This window comes from Georgenia sp. 311 (assembly GCF_006151955.1).
In the GTDB taxonomy this organism is placed as follows: Bacteria; Actinomycetota; Actinomycetes; order Actinomycetales; family Actinomycetaceae; genus Oceanitalea; species Oceanitalea wutianyii.
On sequence record NZ_VDFS01000060.1, the window covers coordinates 30,640 to 47,508 of the forward strand.

A 16,869-nucleotide genomic window follows, 5' to 3' on the forward strand; every position below is an offset into this window, starting at 1 on the left:
GCGACGACGAGCTCTCCGCCCTCCGTCGCTGAGCGACAATGAGGAGTGAGCATGAGCGAGGAGATCCGCAAGGGTCTGGTCGGCGTCGTCGCCGACCGGACGGCGATATCGGAGATCGACCCGGAGACGAGCTCGCTGCTCTACCGGGGCTACGCGGTGGAGGAGCTGGCCGCGCGGTGCACCTTCGAGGAGGTCGCCTACCTCCTGTGGCACGGTGAGCTGCCCACCCGGCTGCAGCTCCTGGAGATGGAGGGGGAGGGCCGCGCCCAGCGCGCGATGGACGAGCGGGTGCGCACCGCCGTCGACCTCCTGCCGACGACGGCGCACCCGATGGAGGTCCTGCGCACCGCGGTGAGCGTCATCGGGGCCACCGACCCGTACGCCGGGGACCGCTCCTCCGACTACGCCAAGGCGGTCCGGCTGCTCAGCCAGATCCCGCCCGTCATCGCCTACGACCAGCGCCGCCGGCGCGGGCTGCCGGTCGTCCCGCCCCGCCCGGACCTCGGGTTCGTGGAGAACTTCCTCCACATGACCTTCGGGCGGGTGCCCGCCCCCGTCGTCGTCGACGCCTTCCGCATCTCCCTCATCCTCTACGCCGAGCACTCCTTCAACGCCTCGACGTTCACCGCCCGCGTCATCACCTCGACGCTCTCGGACCTCTACTCCGCCGTCGTCGGGGCGATCGGCGCGCTCAAGGGCCCGCTCCACGGCGGCGCCAACGAGGCCGTCATGGACACGCTGGAGGAGATCGGGGACGCGTCGCGCACCCTCGCGTGGCTCGACGAGACCCTGGCCGCCCGGCGCCGGGTGATGGGCTTCGGGCACCGCGTCTACAAGAAGGGCGACCCGCGCGTGCCGACGATGCGTGCGGCTCTCGGGCGGCTCGTCGAGCACTACGAACGGCACGACGTGCTCGACCTCTACACCTCCCTCGAGCGGGCGATGGCGGAGCGCACCGGCATCGCGCCGAACCTCGACTACCCCTCCGGGCCCGCCTACCACCTCATGGGCTTCGACACCCGCTTGTTCACGCCGCTGCTCGTCGCCGCGCGCGTCACCGGGTGGACGGCGCACGTCATGGAGCAGGCCGCCGACAACACCCTCATCCGGCCGCTGGCGGACTACGTCGGCGCCGAGGAGCGGCATGTGGCGGAGCACGATGGGTGAGAGGGTGGCGACCTGAGCCGCACCGGAGGGAGAAGCATGCTGAGGATCGGGTACAAGGCGTCCGCCGAGCAGTTCGGACCGGGGGAGCTCGTCGACCTCGTCGTCCAGGCCGAGCAGGCCGGGTTCGAGTCGGCGTTCATCTCCGACCACCTGCAACCCTGGCGGCACGAGGGCGGGCACGCCCCCGCCTCGCTGCCGTGGCTCGGGGCGGCCGGCGCGCGGACCGAGCGGATCGTGCTCGGCACCTCCGTCCTCACCCCGACCTTCCGCTACCACCCGGCCGTCATCGCCCAGGCCTTCGCCACCCTCGGGTGCCTCTACCCCGGCCGCGTCATCCTCGGCGTCGGCTCCGGCGAGTCCCTCAACGAGGCCGCCCTCGGCATCCCGTGGCCCCCCGGCAAGGAGCGCCTCGCCCGCCTGCGCGAGGCGGTCGACCTCATCCGGCAGCTGTGGTCGGGGGAGCGGGTGACCTTCGAGGGCACCTACTACCGCACCGAGAACGCGACGATCTACGACCGCCCCGAGGAGCAGGTGCCGATCTACATCGGCGCCTCCGGCCCGGTCGCCACCCGCTTCGCGGGCCGCGTGGGCGACGGCTTCATCACGACGTCGGGCAAGGCTCCCGAGCTCTACACGGACAAGCTCCTGCCCGCCCTGGAGGAGGGTGCCGAGCAGGCCGGCCGCACGCTCGCCGACCTCGACCTCCTCATGGAGGTCAAGGTCTCCTTCGACCCGGACCGCCGACGCGCCATGGAGGACACCCGGCACTGGGCGGCGCTCGCGCTCACCCCCGAGGAGAAGACCGGCGTCGAGGACCCGGTGGAGATGCAGCGCCTGTCCGACGCGCTCCCCCTCGAGCGGGCCGCCTCGCGCTGGATCGTCTCCGACGACCCGGACGAGCACGTCGAGCGCATCCGCACCTACGTCGACCTCGGCTTCCGCCACCTCGTGTTCCACGCGCCCGGCCCCGACCAGCGGCGCTTCATCGAGCTCTACGGCGAGGAGGTCATCCCGCGGCTGCGGCGGCTCACCGTCCCCGGTGGTCCCGCCGCGCCGTGAGCCGGAGCGGCTTGCCGGGCGCGGGCAGTGGCAGGATCTAGGGCGTGACGACGACCGAGCCCGCCCCGCCCGCCCCGGCCGACCAGCGCTCCGAGCTCGTCGCCGCGCTGCGCGCGGCCGTCGACGGAGCGGTGCACGACGACCCCCTCCACCGCGGCCTGTACTCCACCGACGCCTCGAACTACCGAGTGGTGCCCGAGGTCGTCGTCGTCCCCAGGGACGTCGACGACGCCCGCGCCGCCCTCGACACCGCCCGCCGGCTCGGCGCGCCGGTCACCACCCGTGGCGCCGGCACCTCGATCGCCGGCAACTCCATCGGCCCGGGGGTCGTCATCGACTTCTCCCGGCACGTCAACCGCATCCTCGAGCTCGACCCCGAGGCACGCACCGCGCGCGTGGAGCCGGGCGTGATCATGTCCGACCTCCAGCGTGCCGCCCGGCCGCACGGGCTGCGCTTCGGCCCCGACCCCTCGACCCAGAACCGTGCCACCTTCGGCGGGATGATCGGCAACAACGCCTGCGGCCCGCACGCCGTGGCCTACGGGCGCACCGCCGACAACGTCGCCTTCCTCGACGTCGTCGACGGCACCGGCCGCTCCTTCACCGCCGGCCGCGGGAGCCTGGACGTCGTCCCCGGCCTCGACCGGCTCGTGAGCGCCAACCTCGCGACCATCCGTACCGAGCTCGGCCGCTTCAAGCGGCAGGTGTCCGGGTACAGCCTGGAGCACCTCCTGCCGGAGAACGGCACGGACCTGGCGAAGATGCTCGTCGGCAGCGAGGGCACGCTCGTCACCGTCCTGGGCGCGACCGTCGACCTCGTCCCCGTCCCCTCCGCGCCGGTCCTCGTCGCGCTCGGCTACCCGGACATGGCCGCCGCGGCCGACGCCGTGCCCGCCGTGCTCGCCCACGCGCCGCTCGCCGTCGAGGGCATCGACGCACGCCTCGTCGACGTCGTGCGCCGTCACCACGGCCCGCAGGCCGTCCCCGAGCTGCCGCCCGGCGGCGGCTGGCTGCTCGTCGAGGTCGGCGGGCACGACGACGCGGACGCCCTCGACAACGCCCGCCGGCTCGCGGCCGACAGCGGGACCGACGCCGTCGCCGTCGTGCCCGCCGGACCGCAGGCCGACGCGCTGTGGCGGATCCGCGCCGACGGCGCCGGCCTGGGCGGGCGCACGCCCTCCGGCGCGCAGGGCTGGCCCGGGTGGGAGGACGCCGCCGTCCCGCCCGAGAAGCTCGGCGCCTACCTGCGCGACTTCGAGGCGCTCATGGCCGACCACGGGGTCGACGGGCTGCTCTACGGCCACTTCGGCGACGGGTGCATGCACGTGCGCATCGACATGCCGCTGCAGAGCCCGGAGGGGATCGCCCCCTCGCGCGACTTCCTCGTCGCCTCCGCCGAGCTCGTCACCTCCTACGGCGGCTCGCTGTCCGGCGAGCACGGCGACGGCCGCGCCCGCAGCGAGCTGCTCCCGCTCATGTACAGCGGGGAGATGATCGACCTCTTCGGGAAGGTCAAGACCCTCTTCGACCCCGCCGAGCAGCTCAACCCCGGCGTCCTCGTGCGGCCCGCGCCGCTCGACGCGGACCTGCGCCGCCCCTACGCCCGGCCGTTGCCGCCCGTCGCCGGCGGATTCACCTTCCACGAGGACGGCGGGGACCTCACCACCGCCGTCCACCGCTGCACCGGCGTGGGCAAGTGCCGCTCGGACAACTCCGCCGCGGGCGGCTTCATGTGCCCGTCCTACCGGGCCACCAAGGACGAGAAGGACGTCACCCGCGGCCGCGCGCGCATCCTCCAGGAGCTCGCCAACGGTTCCCTCGTGACCGACGTGCGCAGCCCGGCCGTGCACGCCTCGCTCGACCTGTGCCTCTCGTGCAAGGCGTGCTCGAGCGACTGCCCGGCCGGCGTCGACATGGCGCGCTACAAGTCCGAGGTGCTCCACCGCAGCTACCGGCGCCGGCTGCGGCCGGTCAACCACTACGCCCTCGGCTGGCTGCCCCGCTGGTCCCGGCTCATCACCCAGGTGCCCGCCGTCACCCGGCTCGTCAACGCCGTGCTCGGTGTGCGCCCGGTCGCGCGGCTCGTCATGCGCGCCGGGGGCATGGACCCGCGGCGCCAGATGGTCGGCTTCGCCACCGAGCGCTTCTCCCGGTGGGCCCGCGGCAACGCCCAGGTCGCCTCCGCCCCGACGCCGGGCGGGGAGGCCCGGCCGCGCCAGGTGCTCCTGTGGGCGGACTCCTTCTCCGAGACGCTCGACGGCGCCGGGGCGCGGGCGATGGTCCGCGTGCTGCGCGAGGCCGGCTACGAGGTGCTCGTCCCCGACGAGCAGGCCTGCTGCGGCCTCACCTGGATCTCCACCGGCCAGCTCGACGGCGCCCGCCGCCAGCTCGAGCGGACCATGGCGGTGCTGGGCCCGTTCGCCGTCAACGGGGTGCCGATCATCGGCGTCGAGCCCTCGTGCACGGCCGTCCTGCGCGACGACCTGCTCGACCTGTTCCCCGACGACCCGCGCGCCCGGAGCATCGCGGAGGGCACCTACACCCTCGCCGAGCTGCTCACCGCGCCCGCCCCGCTCGGGCCGGGGGAGGACTGGCAGCCGCCCTCGCTCGAGGGCGTCGAGGTCGTCGCCCAGCCGCACTGCCACCACCACTCGGTCATGGGCTGGGAGGCCGACGCCGCCGTGCTCGCCCGGGCCGGCGCCACCGTCACCCGCCTCGCCGGGTGCTGCGGCCTGGCCGGGAACTTCGGCATGGAGAAGGGGCACTACGAGGTCTCGGTCCAGGTCGCCGAGAACGCCCTGCTCCCCGCGCTGCGGGAGGCCGGTCCCGAGGCGGTCTACCTCGCCGACGGCTACTCCTGCCGCACCCAGGGTGAGCAGCTGGCCGGGCGCCACGGCATCCACCTCGCCCAGCTCCTCGCCGGCGAACGCCGCTAGCCGCCGTCCCGCCCCCCGCGCCAAGCCACCCCCGCCGAGCGCTGCTCCTGCACGCGGGTGTGCGCGCGATCCAGCGCTCGGCGGGTGAGGGGCGGGTGTGGGGTGCGGGCCCGCGGCAATGGAGGCGGAGACCATGCTCCGGGGCGACCCGTGGGCCGGGCCTGCATGAGAGGATGGGGGCCATTCCCCGCCGGAGCGAGAGTTCAGGTCACTGCCGTATGCCGCTGTTCGAGTTCGATGCCGGCCAGCTCGTCCGGGCACAGGTCGGGCACGCCGTCCACGACCCCGTCGGCCCCGCCGTGCTGGAGGCCGTCCGCGCACAGATCCTCGACATCCTCGGGCTCCCGGTCTTCCCGGTCACCTGGCAGGACGACGACGGGTCCCCCCGCCTGACCGCCATGGACCCCTCGGGCAACGTCGTGAGCATCGCGGTCCTCGAGCGGCTGGACGCGAGCGCGCTCGTCGCCGCCCTCGGACGGGCCGGGACCCAGCGCGGCTGGATCGAGATCGCCCAGAGCTACCCCCGCGGGCTCGCTGCCTTCCGGCGCGACTGGAACGCCTTCCGGGAGTCGCAGCCGGTCGGCACGGCCGTCGCCGCGCGCGTCCACGTCGCCGCCGCCGCCATCGACGACGACGTCCGCGGGGCCGTCGACGCGCTCGTCGGCTCCGGCGTCGTCGTCCACGAGCTCGGCGTGCGCACGATGTCCAACGGCAGGCTCTTCCTCGACGTCGCCGAGCTCAGTCACCCCGTCGCCCCCCTGCCGTGGCTGCTCCCCTCCCGGCCCGTCATCGAGAGCCTCCCCGGCCCCGCCGCGCTGGCTCCGACGACCGTGCCGACGCCGGACACCCCGGCCACCCCGGCACCGGCCACCCCGGCGCCCGCCGACGAGCCGACGCCCGCCCCGGCGGCACGGCCCGCCGGGAACGGGACGGTTCCCACGCGCCCGCGGCGCCGGGAGTTCCGCACGGTCCCGCACGAGGACCTGGTGCGCATCTCGGCGAGCCTCGGCGCCCCCACCCCCATCGTGTGGGTGGACAACGGCCGCCGCGGCGAGGCGACGCTGAGTCCTGACGGCTGGATCGTCGTCGCCGGGGAGGCCTTCCCGGCCCCTGAGGCCGCGGCCGGTGCCGTCACCGGCGGGGAGGTGGCCGTCGACGCGTGGGCCGCGTGGCGCTTCGGTGAGGACGGGCCCAGCCTGCGCGAGGCGCGCGAGGAGCTGCAGTCCGTGCCCGCCCGCCCCAGCCGCGAGGGCGCCCGGCTCAGCCGTCGGGAGCTGCGTAGGCGCGCAGCCAGCGAGTGAGCTCGCGGTAGGCCTCCCCCCGCACCCGGGCGGGGGACAGGAAGACGTCGTGCACGGCGTTCGGCACCCGGGCGACCGTGACGAGCGGTCCCAGGCCGACGGCTCGCCGCACGGTGAGCTCGACGTCGATGACGGTGTCCGCGCGGCGCATCTCCTCCGACCACCTCGTGGCGAAGTGGGAGGAGCCGGAGACGAGGACGAGCACCGGGCAGGTGATGGCCAGCCCGGCAGCGACCTGGGAGTGGCCCGCGAGGACGGCCGCCAGCCAGCCCGGCCGGATCGGCGCGCTCGGGCTCGTGCGCCACGCAGGCTCCAGTGCCCAGCCGGTCACCGCGGGGTCGGGCTCGGCCTCCACCTCGCCGTCGAGCGGGTCGACGTCCTCGCCGCCGCCCGCGAGGATCCGGGTGTAGAAGCCGAGGTCACGCACCGGGAGCACGGCACGCGGCTGGTAGCGCGCGATCCGCTCGATGACGGGCTGGCCCACGGCGCGCAGCAGCCCCGAGCCCTGGAGCTCGAGCCAGGGCGCGTTGAGGACGAGCGCGCGCAGGGCGCCGGGGTGCCGGTGGGCCCACAGCGCCGCGGTGAGCCCACCGGTCGAGTGCCCCATGAGGACGAGGTCCTCGAGCCCCGGGTGGTCGGCGCGGATGAGGTCGCGGGCGGCGTGGATCTCCTCGTCGTACGTCGAGAGCGACTCGACGTAGCCGCGCAGCTGGCCGGGCCGCAGGCTGCGACCGTAGCGGCGCAGGTCCACCGCGTAGAACGCGGCACCCTGCGCCGCGCACCGGCGGGCGAGCTCGCGCTGGTGGAAGTAGTCGTTCCACCCGTGGATGTGGAGCATCGCGACGTGCGGCGGGGTGGCCGGCGGGCCGTCCGGGTCGTCCTCCGGCCGGTAACGCACGACGGTCGCGACGACCGGTCCGTCCTCGTCCGGGAGGAGCTCGACCGTCCGGGCGGTGAACCCGGCGCCCAGCACGTCCGGGCCCCACTCGCCCACCGGGGCGGGGGCCAGCTCGTGGAGCGCGGCGTCGGGGTCGAACGCCTCGACCGGCTCGGGCCCGTCGGGGGCGGGTGACGCCGGGAGGGAGGTGTCGTCGTCGTCGGGGGCGGGCTCCTCGGCCCGGTCGGCACGCAGGAACGGGATGGTCGGCACGCCCCCAGCATGACCTGCGGCGGGCCGGACTGCACGCCTCAAGGGCGGGCGACCTGCCGCAGGAACTCCCCGAGGTGCCGGCTCATCTGCTCGTGCTCGATGAGGAAGCCGTCGTGGCCGTACGGGGAGCGCACGTAGCGCACCGGACGCGCCCCGGGCACCGCCGCCGCGATCCGCTCCGACTCGTGGGGCAGGAAGAGCCGGTCGGAGTCGACGGCGACGACGAGCGTGTCCGCCGTGATCGTCGACAGTGCCGCGCGCACCCCGCCGCGGTCGCGGCCGACGTCGTGGGTGAGCATCGCGCGGGTGAGCGCGACGTAGCTGTTCGCGTCGAAGCGCAGGGTGAGCTTGGACCCGTGGTGGTCGAGGTAGGACTGCACCGCGAAGCGGCCCCCGAGCATCGGGTCCTCCGCGTGCTGGTGGATCCGCCCGAAGCGCGTCTCGAGCTCCTCGGCGCTGCGGTAGGTCGTGTGCGCGATGCGCCGCGCGAGCGCGAGACCCGCGTGCGGGCCCTGCCCCGGCCCGGCGGCGTAGTAGTCCCCGCCGCGGTAGTTCGGGTCGAGGGTGATCGCGGCGAGCTGGGCGTGCGCCCAGGCGATCTGGTCGGCGGTGGTCTGGGCGCCGGAGGCGATGACGGCGATCGACCGGACCCGCTCGGGCGCCAGGATCGCCCACTCGAGCACCCGGTGGCCGCCCATCGAGCCGCCGACGACGTTCGCCCACCGCTCGATGCCGAGCAGGTCGGTGAGCTCGAGCTCGGCCGCGACCTGGTCACGCACGGTGACGTGCGGGAAGCGGCTGCCCCACGGTGTGCCGTCGGGGGCGGGGGAGGAGGGGCCGGTGCTGCCCTGGCACCCGCCGAGCACGTTCGGCGCGACGACGAACCACCGGTCGGTGTCGATCGCCAGCCCCGGGCCGACGATCGAGGACCACCAGCCCGGGCTCACGTGCCCCGGGCCCGCCGGACCGGCGACGTGCGAGTCGCCGGTGAGCGCGTGGCACACGAGGACTGCGTTGTCGCGCGCCTCGTTGAGCTCCCCCCACGTCTCGTAGGCGAGGGTGACGCCGGGGAGCCGGCCACCGGCCTCGAGATGGAGCGCGCCGATGTCGGCGAAGGAACGGGCGCCCGGCCCGTGCTGCGGGTGCCAGGCCCCGGTCGTCGGGATCTGCTCGGGCTCGACGCGCGAGCGCACGCGGCGGGACGGGCCCACCGCGTGCGCCACGCGCCGCTCGTCGGTCACGAGGAGTGCTCGCCCCCGACGGCCGCCGTCGCCGCGGACACGGCCGCCGCCGCCCGCAGGCCCTTCTCGAGGTCGGCGAGGATGTCGTCGATGTGCTCCAGGCCCACGGCCAGGCGCACGAGCCCCGGGCTCACCCCGGCGCCGGCGAGGGCGGCCTCGTCGAGCTGGGAGTGGGTGGTGGACGCCGGGTGGATGACGAGGGAGCGCACGTCGCCGATGTTGGCGACGTTGGAGTGCAGCTCGAGTGCGTCGACGAACGCGATGCCGGCCTCGTAGCCGCCGGCCAGCTCGAAGGTGAGGACGGCGCCCGCGCCGCGCGGGGCGTACTTGCGCGCCCGCTCGTACCAGGGCGAGGACGGCAGGCCCGCGTAGCCGACCTTCGTCACCTGGTCCTGCGCCTCGAGGAACTCCGCGACGCGCTGGGCGTTGGCGACGTGCCGCTCCACGCGCAGCGACAGCGTCTCGATGCCCTGGCCGATGAGGAAGGCGTTGAACGGGGAGACGGCCGCGCCGAGGTCGCGCAGGAGCTGGACGCGGGCCTTGAGGATGAAGGCCGGGGCGCCGAGGTCCTTGAAGACGAGCCCGTTGTAGCTCGGGTCGGGGGTGTTGTAGTTGGGGAACTTCTCCGGGTCGGCGGACCAGTCGAACGTGCCGCCGTCGACGATGGCGCCGGCGATCGACGTGCCGTGGCCACCGAGGTACTTCGTCGCCGAGTGGACGACGATGGCCGCGCCGTGCTCGAGCGGGCGGATGAGGTAGGGCGTGGCCACGGTGTTGTCCACGACGAGCGGCACGCCGTTCTCGTGGGCGATCGCTGCGACCGTCTCGATGTCGAGGACGTCCTGCTTGGGGTTGGGGATCGTCTCGGCGAAGAAGAGCTTGGTGTTGGGGCGGACCGCGTCGCGCCAGGCCTGCGGGTCGTCGGGGTCGGTGACGAACGTCGTCGTGATCCCGAGCTTGGGCAGGGTGTGACGCAGGAGGTTGTAGGTGCCGCCGTAGAGGCTCGGGCTGGCGACGACGTGGTCACCGACCTCGGCGATGTTGAGGATCGCGTAGGTCTCCGCCGCCTGTCCGGAGGCGACGAGCAGACCGCCGACGCCGCCCTCGAGCGCCGCGATGCGGTCCTCGACCGCCGCCTGCGTCGGGTTGGTGATGCGGGTGTAGATCGGGCCGAGCTCGGCGAGGGCGAAGCGGTTGGCGGCCTGCTCGGCGCTCTCGAAGACGAAGGAGGTCGTCTGGTAGATCGGCAGGGCGCGGGCGCCGGTGGCGGGGTCGGGCTGCTGGCCCGCGTGGATCTGCTTGGTCTCGAAGGACCAGGTGGACTCGCTCATGGTGTTCTCCAGGAAGTGGGGGGAGCGGGCGGCGAGCGGCTCCCTGCCGGCACGCCGACCCTGGAAGGGGCGGGGCGCACGGCGGCCTGGCGCCGACGTCGGCGGGCATGCGAACGTGCGCTGCGGTCAGGTGCACATTCGACGGCTCATGCGGCGAGACTACGAACGCCGCCCGCGCCCCGAAACCCCCATCTCGGACACCGGACGGCGGGTCGGGGCCGTGTCCACCAGGCGGACGGCGGTGGACAGGCGGTGCGGGGTTCGCCACTGCCGGTGCTCTCGGTACTCCTGAGCGGGCGCGGGGTGCGTGAAGGGGCGCACGGTGGGCGCTCGCGGCGGCGCCGGAACTACAGGGGTGTTACTCGTGTTACTCATGTGACGGGTGTTTTCTTCTGTGGCTTGGCGCGCTACCTTGGGAGCCCGGACGTGTGGTGCGGCCGGGTGAGGGAGGACCCTGTGGGCTGGACGGACCGTCGACGGCACGTGGTCGTGTCGATCGCCGTGATGGCACTGTCGGGCGGCATGGTCATCAGCCCCGCGACGGCGGAGCCGCCGACGCAGGACGAGATCGCCGCAGCGCGCGAGGCCGAGGGGCGCACCGCCTCGAGCATCGCCGAGCTCGAGGTCGAGCTCGCCGGGCTCTCCAGCCTGCTCGAGGAGGCGACCATCCGCGCCCAGCAGGCCAACGAGACCTACCTCGACGCCCAGGTCGGGCTCGAGGAGTCGACCGCGCGCGCCGCCGAGGCGCAGCAGGCAGCCGCGGAGGCCCAGGAGGAGGTCGAGCAGCAGCGCGCCGTCATCGGACGCATCGCGATGGCGGCCTACCGCTCCGGGCCGGGGGCGCTCGGCCCCGTCGAGCCCCTGCTCTCCGCCGACAGCTTCGAGAACGCCATGCGGCGCGCCACGCACACCGACCGCATGGGCACCCGCGCGGACGAGGCGCTCCAGCGCTTCCAGGCCAGCGAGCTCGTCGCCGCCACCTTCCAGCGGCGCGCCGACGAGGCCGCCGCCGAGCAGGAGCAGGCGACGACGGCGCTCGCCTCCGCCGCGGAGGAGGCCCGTGCCTCGGCCGCGAGCGCCGAGACCCAGCTCGCCCTGTCCGCCGACCGTCGCGCCGCCCTCATCGACCAGCTCGCCGCGCAGCGCGGCACCACCGCCGAGCTCGAGCGTGAGCGGCAGGACGCCCTGGACGCCGAGCGGCAGCGCCGCGAGGCCGAGGTGGCCCGCGCTGCCGCCCTCGAGACGGCGGCCCGCGAGCAGGAGGCCGCCTCCCGCGACGCGGCGAACCGTGAGCAGGCAGCCCGTGAGCAGGCGGCCCGTGACGAGGCCGCCCAGCAGCAGCCGTCCGCGCCCCAGCCCTCGCGTCCCTCGCCCGCACCGGCACCCGCACCCGCACCTGCCCCGGCGCCCGAACCCGCCCCGGCACCCGCACCCGCCCCGGCTCCGGCACCCGCCCCCGCTCCCGCCCCGCCGGCGTCCAACGCCGCCCGCGCCGCGCTGGACTGGGCGCGCACCCAGCTGGGCAAGCCCTACGTGTGGGGCGCCGCCGGTCCCGACGGGTACGACTGCTCGGGCCTCACCCAGACCGCCTTCGCCCGGGCCGGGGTCTCCCTGCCGCGCACGACCCGCGCGCAGTACGCCGCGACCACCCGCGTTCCGGTGTCCGACCTCCAGGCCGGCGACCTCATCTTCTACTCGAGCAACGGGCAGACCTCGGGCATCTACCACGTGGCGATCTACGCCGGGAACGGCATGCGGCTGCACGCGCCGTCGCCGGGCAAGACCGTCGAGCTCGTGCCGATGTACTGGCCCAACGTGCTGCCCTACGGCGGACGCGTCTGACCGGCGTCCCACCCGACGACAACGCCCCCGGACCGCGCGGTCCGGGGGCGTCGTCGTGACGGTGCGGGTGGTCAGCCGGCCTGGCCGGGGCCGTGCGGGTCGGCGTGGGCGTAGTAGCCCTCGTCCTTCGCGCGCTGGAAGGAGCGACGGATCTCCGCCTCGGCCTCCTCGCGGCCCACCCAGTGGGCGCCCTCGACGGACTTGCCGGGCTCGAGGTCCTTGTAGACCTCGAAGAAGTGCTGGATCTCCAGGCGGTGGAACTCGCTCACGTCCTCGATGTCCGTGCGCCACGACGCGCGCTGGTCACCCGTGGGCACGCACAGCACCTTGTCGTCACCGCCGGCCTCGTCGCGCATGCGGAACATGCCGAGGGCGCGGCAGCGGATGAGGCAGCCGGGGAACGTGGGCTCCTCGAGGAGCACCAGGGCGTCCAGCGGGTCCCCGTCCTCACCGAGGGTGTCCTCGATGAACCCGTAGTCGTCGGGGTAGCGGGTGGAGGTGAAGAGCATCCGGTCCAGCCGGATCCGTCCCGTCTCGTGATCCACCTCGTACTTGTTGCGGTTCCCCTTGGGGATCTCGATCGTGACGTCGAACTCCACTGCCTGACCTTTCGTCTGCCGCCGCGGGCGATGAGCGTACCGGGTACTAGTGTGGACCACCGGCGGGAGTGCCGCGGTCCTGGCCGCCTCCCACAGGACGACGACGCGAGGGCGAGGGCCAGGTGGCGAGGAGCAGACGGCGCCGGACAGCGGCCGGTCTCACGGTCACCGCGCTCCTCCTCGCCGGTGGCTACGTGGCCGCCGACGCCGCCGACCTCGTCCCCGGCGTCCTCACGACGGCGCCGCCCGTGCCCGACCCGGCGCCCTTCCCCGAGGCCACGGCCGGGGCCGCCGAGCCGCTCCTGCCGGCCCTCGACCCCGACGCCCCGCTCCCCTCCGCCGAGGCGGTCACCGCGCTCACCGAGGAGCTCGTCGCGGACCCGCGCACCGGCGGGGCCGTCGCGGTCGTCGTGCGTGATGCTCTCACCGACGAGGTCCTGGCCGACGTCGCCGGTGACGAGCCGCGCACCCCGGCGTCCTCGCTCAAGCTGCTCGGCGCCGTCGCCGCCCTCGACGCCCTCGGGCCGGACCACGTCCTGCGCACGACGGCGGTGGAGGGGGAGGGGAACCAGGTCGTGCTCGTCGGGGGAGGGGACATCCTCCTCACCGACGGGGAGGCGAGCGAGGACGTCGTCGGCCACGCGTCCCTCGCCGACCTCGCCGCCGCCACCGCCGAGGCCCTCGACGGCCAGGAGGTCAGCGTCGCCGTCGACGACACCCTCTTCTCCGGCCCCGGCTACGCGCCCGGGTGGGGCGGCATCGACCTCGACTACGTCATGCCGATCCAGCCGCTCGCGCTCGACGCCGGGCTCGACGCCGACGGCGAGTACGTCGCCGACCCGGCCCTCGCCGCCGGGCAGGCCTTCGCCGACGCGCTGCGCGCGGAGGGCGTCACCGTCACCGGGGAGGTGACCCGGGCGCAGGCGCCCGCCGGGGCGCGGGAGCTGGCCTCGGTCGAGTCGGCGCCCCTGCGCGACGTCGTCGCCTACGAGCTCGCCGTCTCGGAGAACTCCGTCGCCGAGGTCCTCGCCCGCCTCGTGGCGATCGCCGACGGCGAGGAGCCGACGTTCGAGGGGGCGGCCCGCGCCGTCCTCGCCCGGCTCGCCGACCTCGGCATCGACACCCGCGCTGTCACCCTCGCCGACACCTCCGGCCTGCTCGTGGAGAACCAGGTGCCCGCCTCCGTGCTGGCCGACGTCACCGCGCTCGCGCTGGACCCCGGGCGTCCCGACCTGCGGGGCGCCGTCACCGGGCTGCCCGTCGCCGCCCTCGAGGGCACCCTGCGGGGCCGGATGTCCGGGCCTGCCGCCGGGGTGCTCCAGGCCAAGACCGGCACCCTCACCACCGCGGTCAGCCTCACCGGGCTCGTCCAGGACGCCGACGGGCGGCTCCTCGTCTTCGCCGTCGTCGCCGACGACCTCGAGCCCGGCGGGGCGGCCGAGGCGCGCGCCGCGATCGACGAGTGGGCCGCCGCGCTCGCCGCCTGCGGCTGCCGCTGACCGACGGGCGGGCGCCCGGCGGGTTACCGTGACGCCATGAGCTCCCCGATCGACTGGCGGGCCGCGCGCCGCCGCGCCGCAGCCCTCGCCCCTCCCGGACCCCGCGCCGGCCGTGCGGAGGCGCGCGGGCTGGTCACGGTGCTCCACACCGCGGCCGCGGAGGCCCCCGGTCACGTCGCCGAGATCACCGGCCTCGACGACGCCGCGGCCACCGCCGCCCGACGGCCGGTGTACGTCGTGGACCGGGCCCGCTGGTCCGAGGCGAACATCGCGATGTTCCGCAGCCTCGTCGGCGACCTGCTGCCCGCCACCACGCTGCCCGGCGCGGCCCGGCTCGGCGGGGAGGAGCTCGGCGTCATGCTCTCCTACCTCTCGACCAAGGTGCTCGGGCAGTACGACCCCTTCACCGCACCCGGCGGCGCCGGCTCACCGGGCTACCTCGTCCTCGTCGCGCCGAACATCCTCCACGTCGAGCGCGAGCTCGACCTCGACGCCCTCGACTTCCGCCGCTGGGTCTGCCTCCACGAGCAGACCCACGCCGTGCAGTTCGCCGCCGCGCCCTGGCTGGCCGACCACCTGCGCGAGCGGATGCGCGCGAGCGTCACCTCCATCGCCTCGCCCGAGGGCGGCAGCCAGCGCCTGGCGCGCACGCTCGGCGCCGTCGTCGAGGCGGTGCGCACCCCGAAGGGTGAGACCCCCGCGGCGCAGGCGCTCGCCGGCCCGCTCATCGACGCCGTCCTCACCGACGAGGAGCGCGAGCGGCTCGCCGAGGTGGTCGCCGTCATGTCCCTGCTCGAGGGGCACGCCGACGTCGTCATGGACGCCGTCGGGCCCCGCGTGCTGCCGTCCGTCGCCCGGATCCGCAGCCAGTTCGAGCGCCGCCGCCAGGGGACGAGCACGCTCGACGTCCTCGTGCGCCGGCTCATGGGGATGGACGCGAAGATCGCCCAGTACCGCAACGGCGCCGAGTTCGTCCGCCGGGTGATCCACCGCGTCGGCCACGACGGCCTCAACGCCGTGTGGACCTCGCCCGACACCCTGCCCCGTGCCACCGAGATCTTCGACCCCGACGCCTGGGTGCGCCGGGTCCACGGCTGAGGTGGCCGGCCCCGCCCCGGCGGTCGCCGCCGCCCGGGTGGCGGTGCGGGCGGCGCTCGCCGACCTGCCCGCCGGTGCCCTCGTGCTCGTCGCGTGCTCCGGCGGCGCGGACTCCCTCGCGCTCGCGGCCGCGACGGCGTTCGTCGCCCCGCGGGCCGGGCTGCGGGCGGGTGCGGTCGTCGTCGACCACGGGCTGGCGCCGGGCAGTGACGACGTCGCGGCCCGGGCCGCCGCCACCTGCGCCGGGCTCGGGCTCGAGCCGGTCGAGGTCCGTGCCGTGGACGTCGGGACCGAGGGAGGCCCGGAGGCCGCCGCCCGCACCGCCCGCTACGCGGCGCTCGCCGAGGCCGCCGACGCCCACGGAGCCGCCGCCGTCCTCCTCGGCCACACCCTCGACGACCAGGCCGAGACCGTGCTGCTCGGGCTGGGCCGGGGCTCGGGCGCCCGCTCGCTCGCCGGGATGGCACCGGTCACCGGGCGCTGGCGCAGGCCCTTCCTCGCGCTGCGCCGCCGGGACACCGAGGCCTGCTGCACGGCGCTGGGCCTGGAGTGGGTCACCGACGTGACCAACGCCCCTGACGGCCCGTGGCGCCGCGCGGACGGCGGTCCGCTGCGCCGCTCGGCCGTCCGCCACGACGTCATGCCCGCCCTCGAGGCCGCGCTCGGACCGGGCGTGGCGCAGGCGCTGGCCCGCACCGCCCGGCTGCTGCGCGAGGACGACGACTACCTCACCCGGGCGGCGGCGGACCTCGCCGCCCGCGCCGGGCTGGGCGAGGACGGCGAGGTGGACCTCGACGTCGCCGAGCTCGCCGCCGAGCACCCGGCGCTGCGCGGACGGGTGCTCCACCTCGCCGCCACCGCGGCGGGCTGTCCGCCCGGCGCGCTCGCCGCGGTCCACGTCGCCGCCCTCGACGCGCTCGTCACCCACTACCACGGGCAGGGCGCCCTCGACCTGCCCGGCGCTGTCACCGCCGTGCGCCGGTGTGGCAGGCTGAACCTCTCCCCGCCGCGGTCCGCGCGGGGGCAGTGAGCCGACAGGAGGACGTGTGGACGCCAGCGACATGGGAAAGGACCTCGAGAAGGTCCTGCTCACCCAGGAGCAGATCGAGACCCGGCTCGACGAGATGGCGGCCCGGATCGACTCCGACTACGCGGGCAAGGACCTCCTGCTCGTGGGCGTCCTGCGCGGCGCCGTCATGGTGATGGCGGACCTGTCCCGCCGGCTGCACACCTCGATCGAGATGGACTGGATGGCGGTGTCCTCCTACGGGTCGGGGACGAAGTCCTCCGGCGTCGTGCGCATCCTCAAGGACCTGGACACCGACCTGCACGGACGCCACGTGCTCATCGTCGAGGACATCATCGACTCCGGGCTCACGCTGTCCTGGCTCGTGTCCAACCTCCGCAGCCGCGGCCCGGCGTCCGTGGAGATCGCCACGCTGCTGCGCAAGCCGGAGGCCGCCAAGGTCGAGGTCGACGTGCGCTACGTCGGCTTCGACATCCCCACGGAGTTCGTCGTCGGCTACGGCCTCGACTTCGCCGAGAAGTACCGCCACCTGCCCTTCGTCGGGACCCTGGCGCCGCACGTCTACAGCGGCTGAACCCGCCCGGGCGTCCCGGTCGTCCACGGGCGGCCGGGACGCGGC

General features: G+C 75.2%; 13 protein-coding genes. 9 read left to right on the top strand and 4 right to left on the bottom strand.

The genetic code is table 11. The features are described 5' to 3' along the window. Positions 1–51: 51 nt before the first annotated feature. From FHE66_RS12850 to FHE66_RS12865, 4 genes are all read left to right on the top strand, one after another. The gene (locus tag FHE66_RS12850; RefSeq protein WP_139073369.1) at positions 52–1,167 is read left to right on the top strand and encodes a bifunctional 2-methylcitrate synthase/citrate synthase; all 1,116 of its coding nucleotides are present in this window, start codon (positions 52–54) and stop codon (positions 1,165–1,167) included. A 36-nt stretch (positions 1,168–1,203) separates the two neighbouring features. Then, positions 1,204–2,226, top strand: coding sequence for a glucose-6-phosphate dehydrogenase (coenzyme-F420) (gene fgd / locus FHE66_RS12855; RefSeq protein ID WP_139073370.1), 1,023 nt, complete (start codon positions 1,204–1,206; stop codon positions 2,224–2,226). 44 nt (positions 2,227–2,270) lie between these two features. Continuing rightward, entirely contained in the window at positions 2,271–5,162 is a 2,892-nt protein-coding gene (locus FHE66_RS12860) for an FAD-binding and (Fe-S)-binding domain-containing protein (RefSeq protein WP_139073371.1), read from the top strand. A gap of 218 nt (positions 5,163–5,380) precedes the next feature. Next, positions 5,381–6,463, top strand: coding sequence for a hypothetical protein (locus FHE66_RS12865; protein WP_139073372.1), 1,083 nt, complete (start codon positions 5,381–5,383; stop codon positions 6,461–6,463). Here the strand turns inward: FHE66_RS12865 and FHE66_RS12870 are convergent. The 3 genes from FHE66_RS12870 to FHE66_RS12880 form a co-directional block, all read right to left on the bottom strand. Continuing rightward, positions 6,423–7,613 (bottom strand): alpha/beta hydrolase, encoded by a 1,191-nt coding sequence (locus FHE66_RS12870; protein ID WP_230976441.1) that lies wholly within the window; start codon positions 7,611–7,613, stop codon positions 6,423–6,425. The genes FHE66_RS12865 and FHE66_RS12870 overlap by 41 nt on opposite strands. A 38-nt stretch (positions 7,614–7,651) precedes the next feature. After that, on the bottom strand, positions 7,652–8,779 hold the full coding sequence (locus FHE66_RS12875) for a homoserine O-acetyltransferase (RefSeq protein WP_255303746.1): 1,128 nt from the start codon (positions 8,777–8,779) through the stop codon (positions 7,652–7,654). A gap of 71 nt (positions 8,780–8,850) precedes the next feature. Beyond that, on the bottom strand, positions 8,851–10,185 hold the full coding sequence (locus FHE66_RS12880) for a bifunctional o-acetylhomoserine/o-acetylserine sulfhydrylase (protein WP_139073374.1): 1,335 nt from the start codon (positions 10,183–10,185) through the stop codon (positions 8,851–8,853). 489 nt (positions 10,186–10,674) lie between these two features. On the opposite strand from FHE66_RS12880, the gene FHE66_RS12885 reads away from it, so the two are divergent. Next, entirely contained in the window at positions 10,675–12,027 is a 1,353-nt protein-coding gene (locus FHE66_RS12885) for an NlpC/P60 family protein (RefSeq protein ID WP_218013723.1), read from the top strand. Positions 12,028–12,098: 71 nt separating this feature from the next. Here the strand turns inward: FHE66_RS12885 and FHE66_RS12890 are convergent, their stop codons facing one another. Next, positions 12,099–12,626, bottom strand: a complete 528-nt coding sequence (locus FHE66_RS12890) for an inorganic diphosphatase (protein WP_139073376.1) — start codon at positions 12,624–12,626, stop codon at positions 12,099–12,101. A 122-nt stretch (positions 12,627–12,748) separates the two neighbouring features. Here FHE66_RS12890 and dacB point away from each other — a divergent pair, with 122 nt between their 5' ends. Genes dacB through hpt form a run of 4 tightly spaced genes read left to right on the top strand, consistent with a single transcriptional unit; the run spans position 12,749 to position 16,824 of the window. Then, positions 12,749–14,125, top strand: coding sequence for a D-alanyl-D-alanine carboxypeptidase/D-alanyl-D-alanine-endopeptidase (gene dacB, locus FHE66_RS12895; protein ID WP_176554777.1), 1,377 nt, complete (start codon positions 12,749–12,751; stop codon positions 14,123–14,125). Between the two features lie 36 nt (positions 14,126–14,161). Beyond that, the gene (locus FHE66_RS12900; protein ID WP_139073378.1) at positions 14,162–15,223 is read left to right on the top strand and encodes a zinc-dependent metalloprotease; all 1,062 of its coding nucleotides are present in this window, start codon (positions 14,162–14,164) and stop codon (positions 15,221–15,223) included. Position 15,224: 1 nt separating this feature from the next. Next, the gene (gene tilS, locus FHE66_RS12905; RefSeq protein ID WP_139073379.1) at positions 15,225–16,253 is read left to right on the top strand and encodes a tRNA lysidine(34) synthetase TilS; all 1,029 of its coding nucleotides are present in this window, start codon (positions 15,225–15,227) and stop codon (positions 16,251–16,253) included. Between the two features lie 16 nt (positions 16,254–16,269). Beyond that, positions 16,270–16,824 carry a hypoxanthine phosphoribosyltransferase gene (gene hpt / locus FHE66_RS12910; protein WP_139073380.1) on the top strand — a complete coding sequence of 185 codons (555 nt, stop codon included), beginning with the start codon at positions 16,270–16,272 and terminating at the stop codon, positions 16,822–16,824. The last annotated feature ends 45 nt before the right edge of the window (positions 16,825–16,869 follow it).

What these genes read in the sequence shown, in the direction of transcription:
- FHE66_RS12850 (WP_139073369.1), top strand. Translation starts at nt 52, where the DNA reads ATGAGCGAGGAGATCCGCAAGGGTCTGGTCGGCGTCGTCGCCGACCGG.
- fgd (WP_139073370.1), top strand. Translation starts at nt 1,204, where the DNA reads ATGCTGAGGATCGGGTACAAGGCGTCCGCCGAGCAGTTCGGACCGGGG.
- FHE66_RS12900 (WP_139073378.1), top strand. Translation starts at nt 14,162, where the DNA reads ATGAGCTCCCCGATCGACTGGCGGGCCGCGCGCCGCCGCGCCGCAGCC.
- FHE66_RS12880 (WP_139073374.1), bottom strand. Translation starts at nt 10,185, where the DNA reads ATGAGCGAGTCCACCTGGTCCTTCGAGACCAAGCAGATCCACGCGGGC.
- FHE66_RS12865 (WP_139073372.1), top strand. Translation starts at nt 5,381, where the DNA reads ATGCCGCTGTTCGAGTTCGATGCCGGCCAGCTCGTCCGGGCACAGGTC.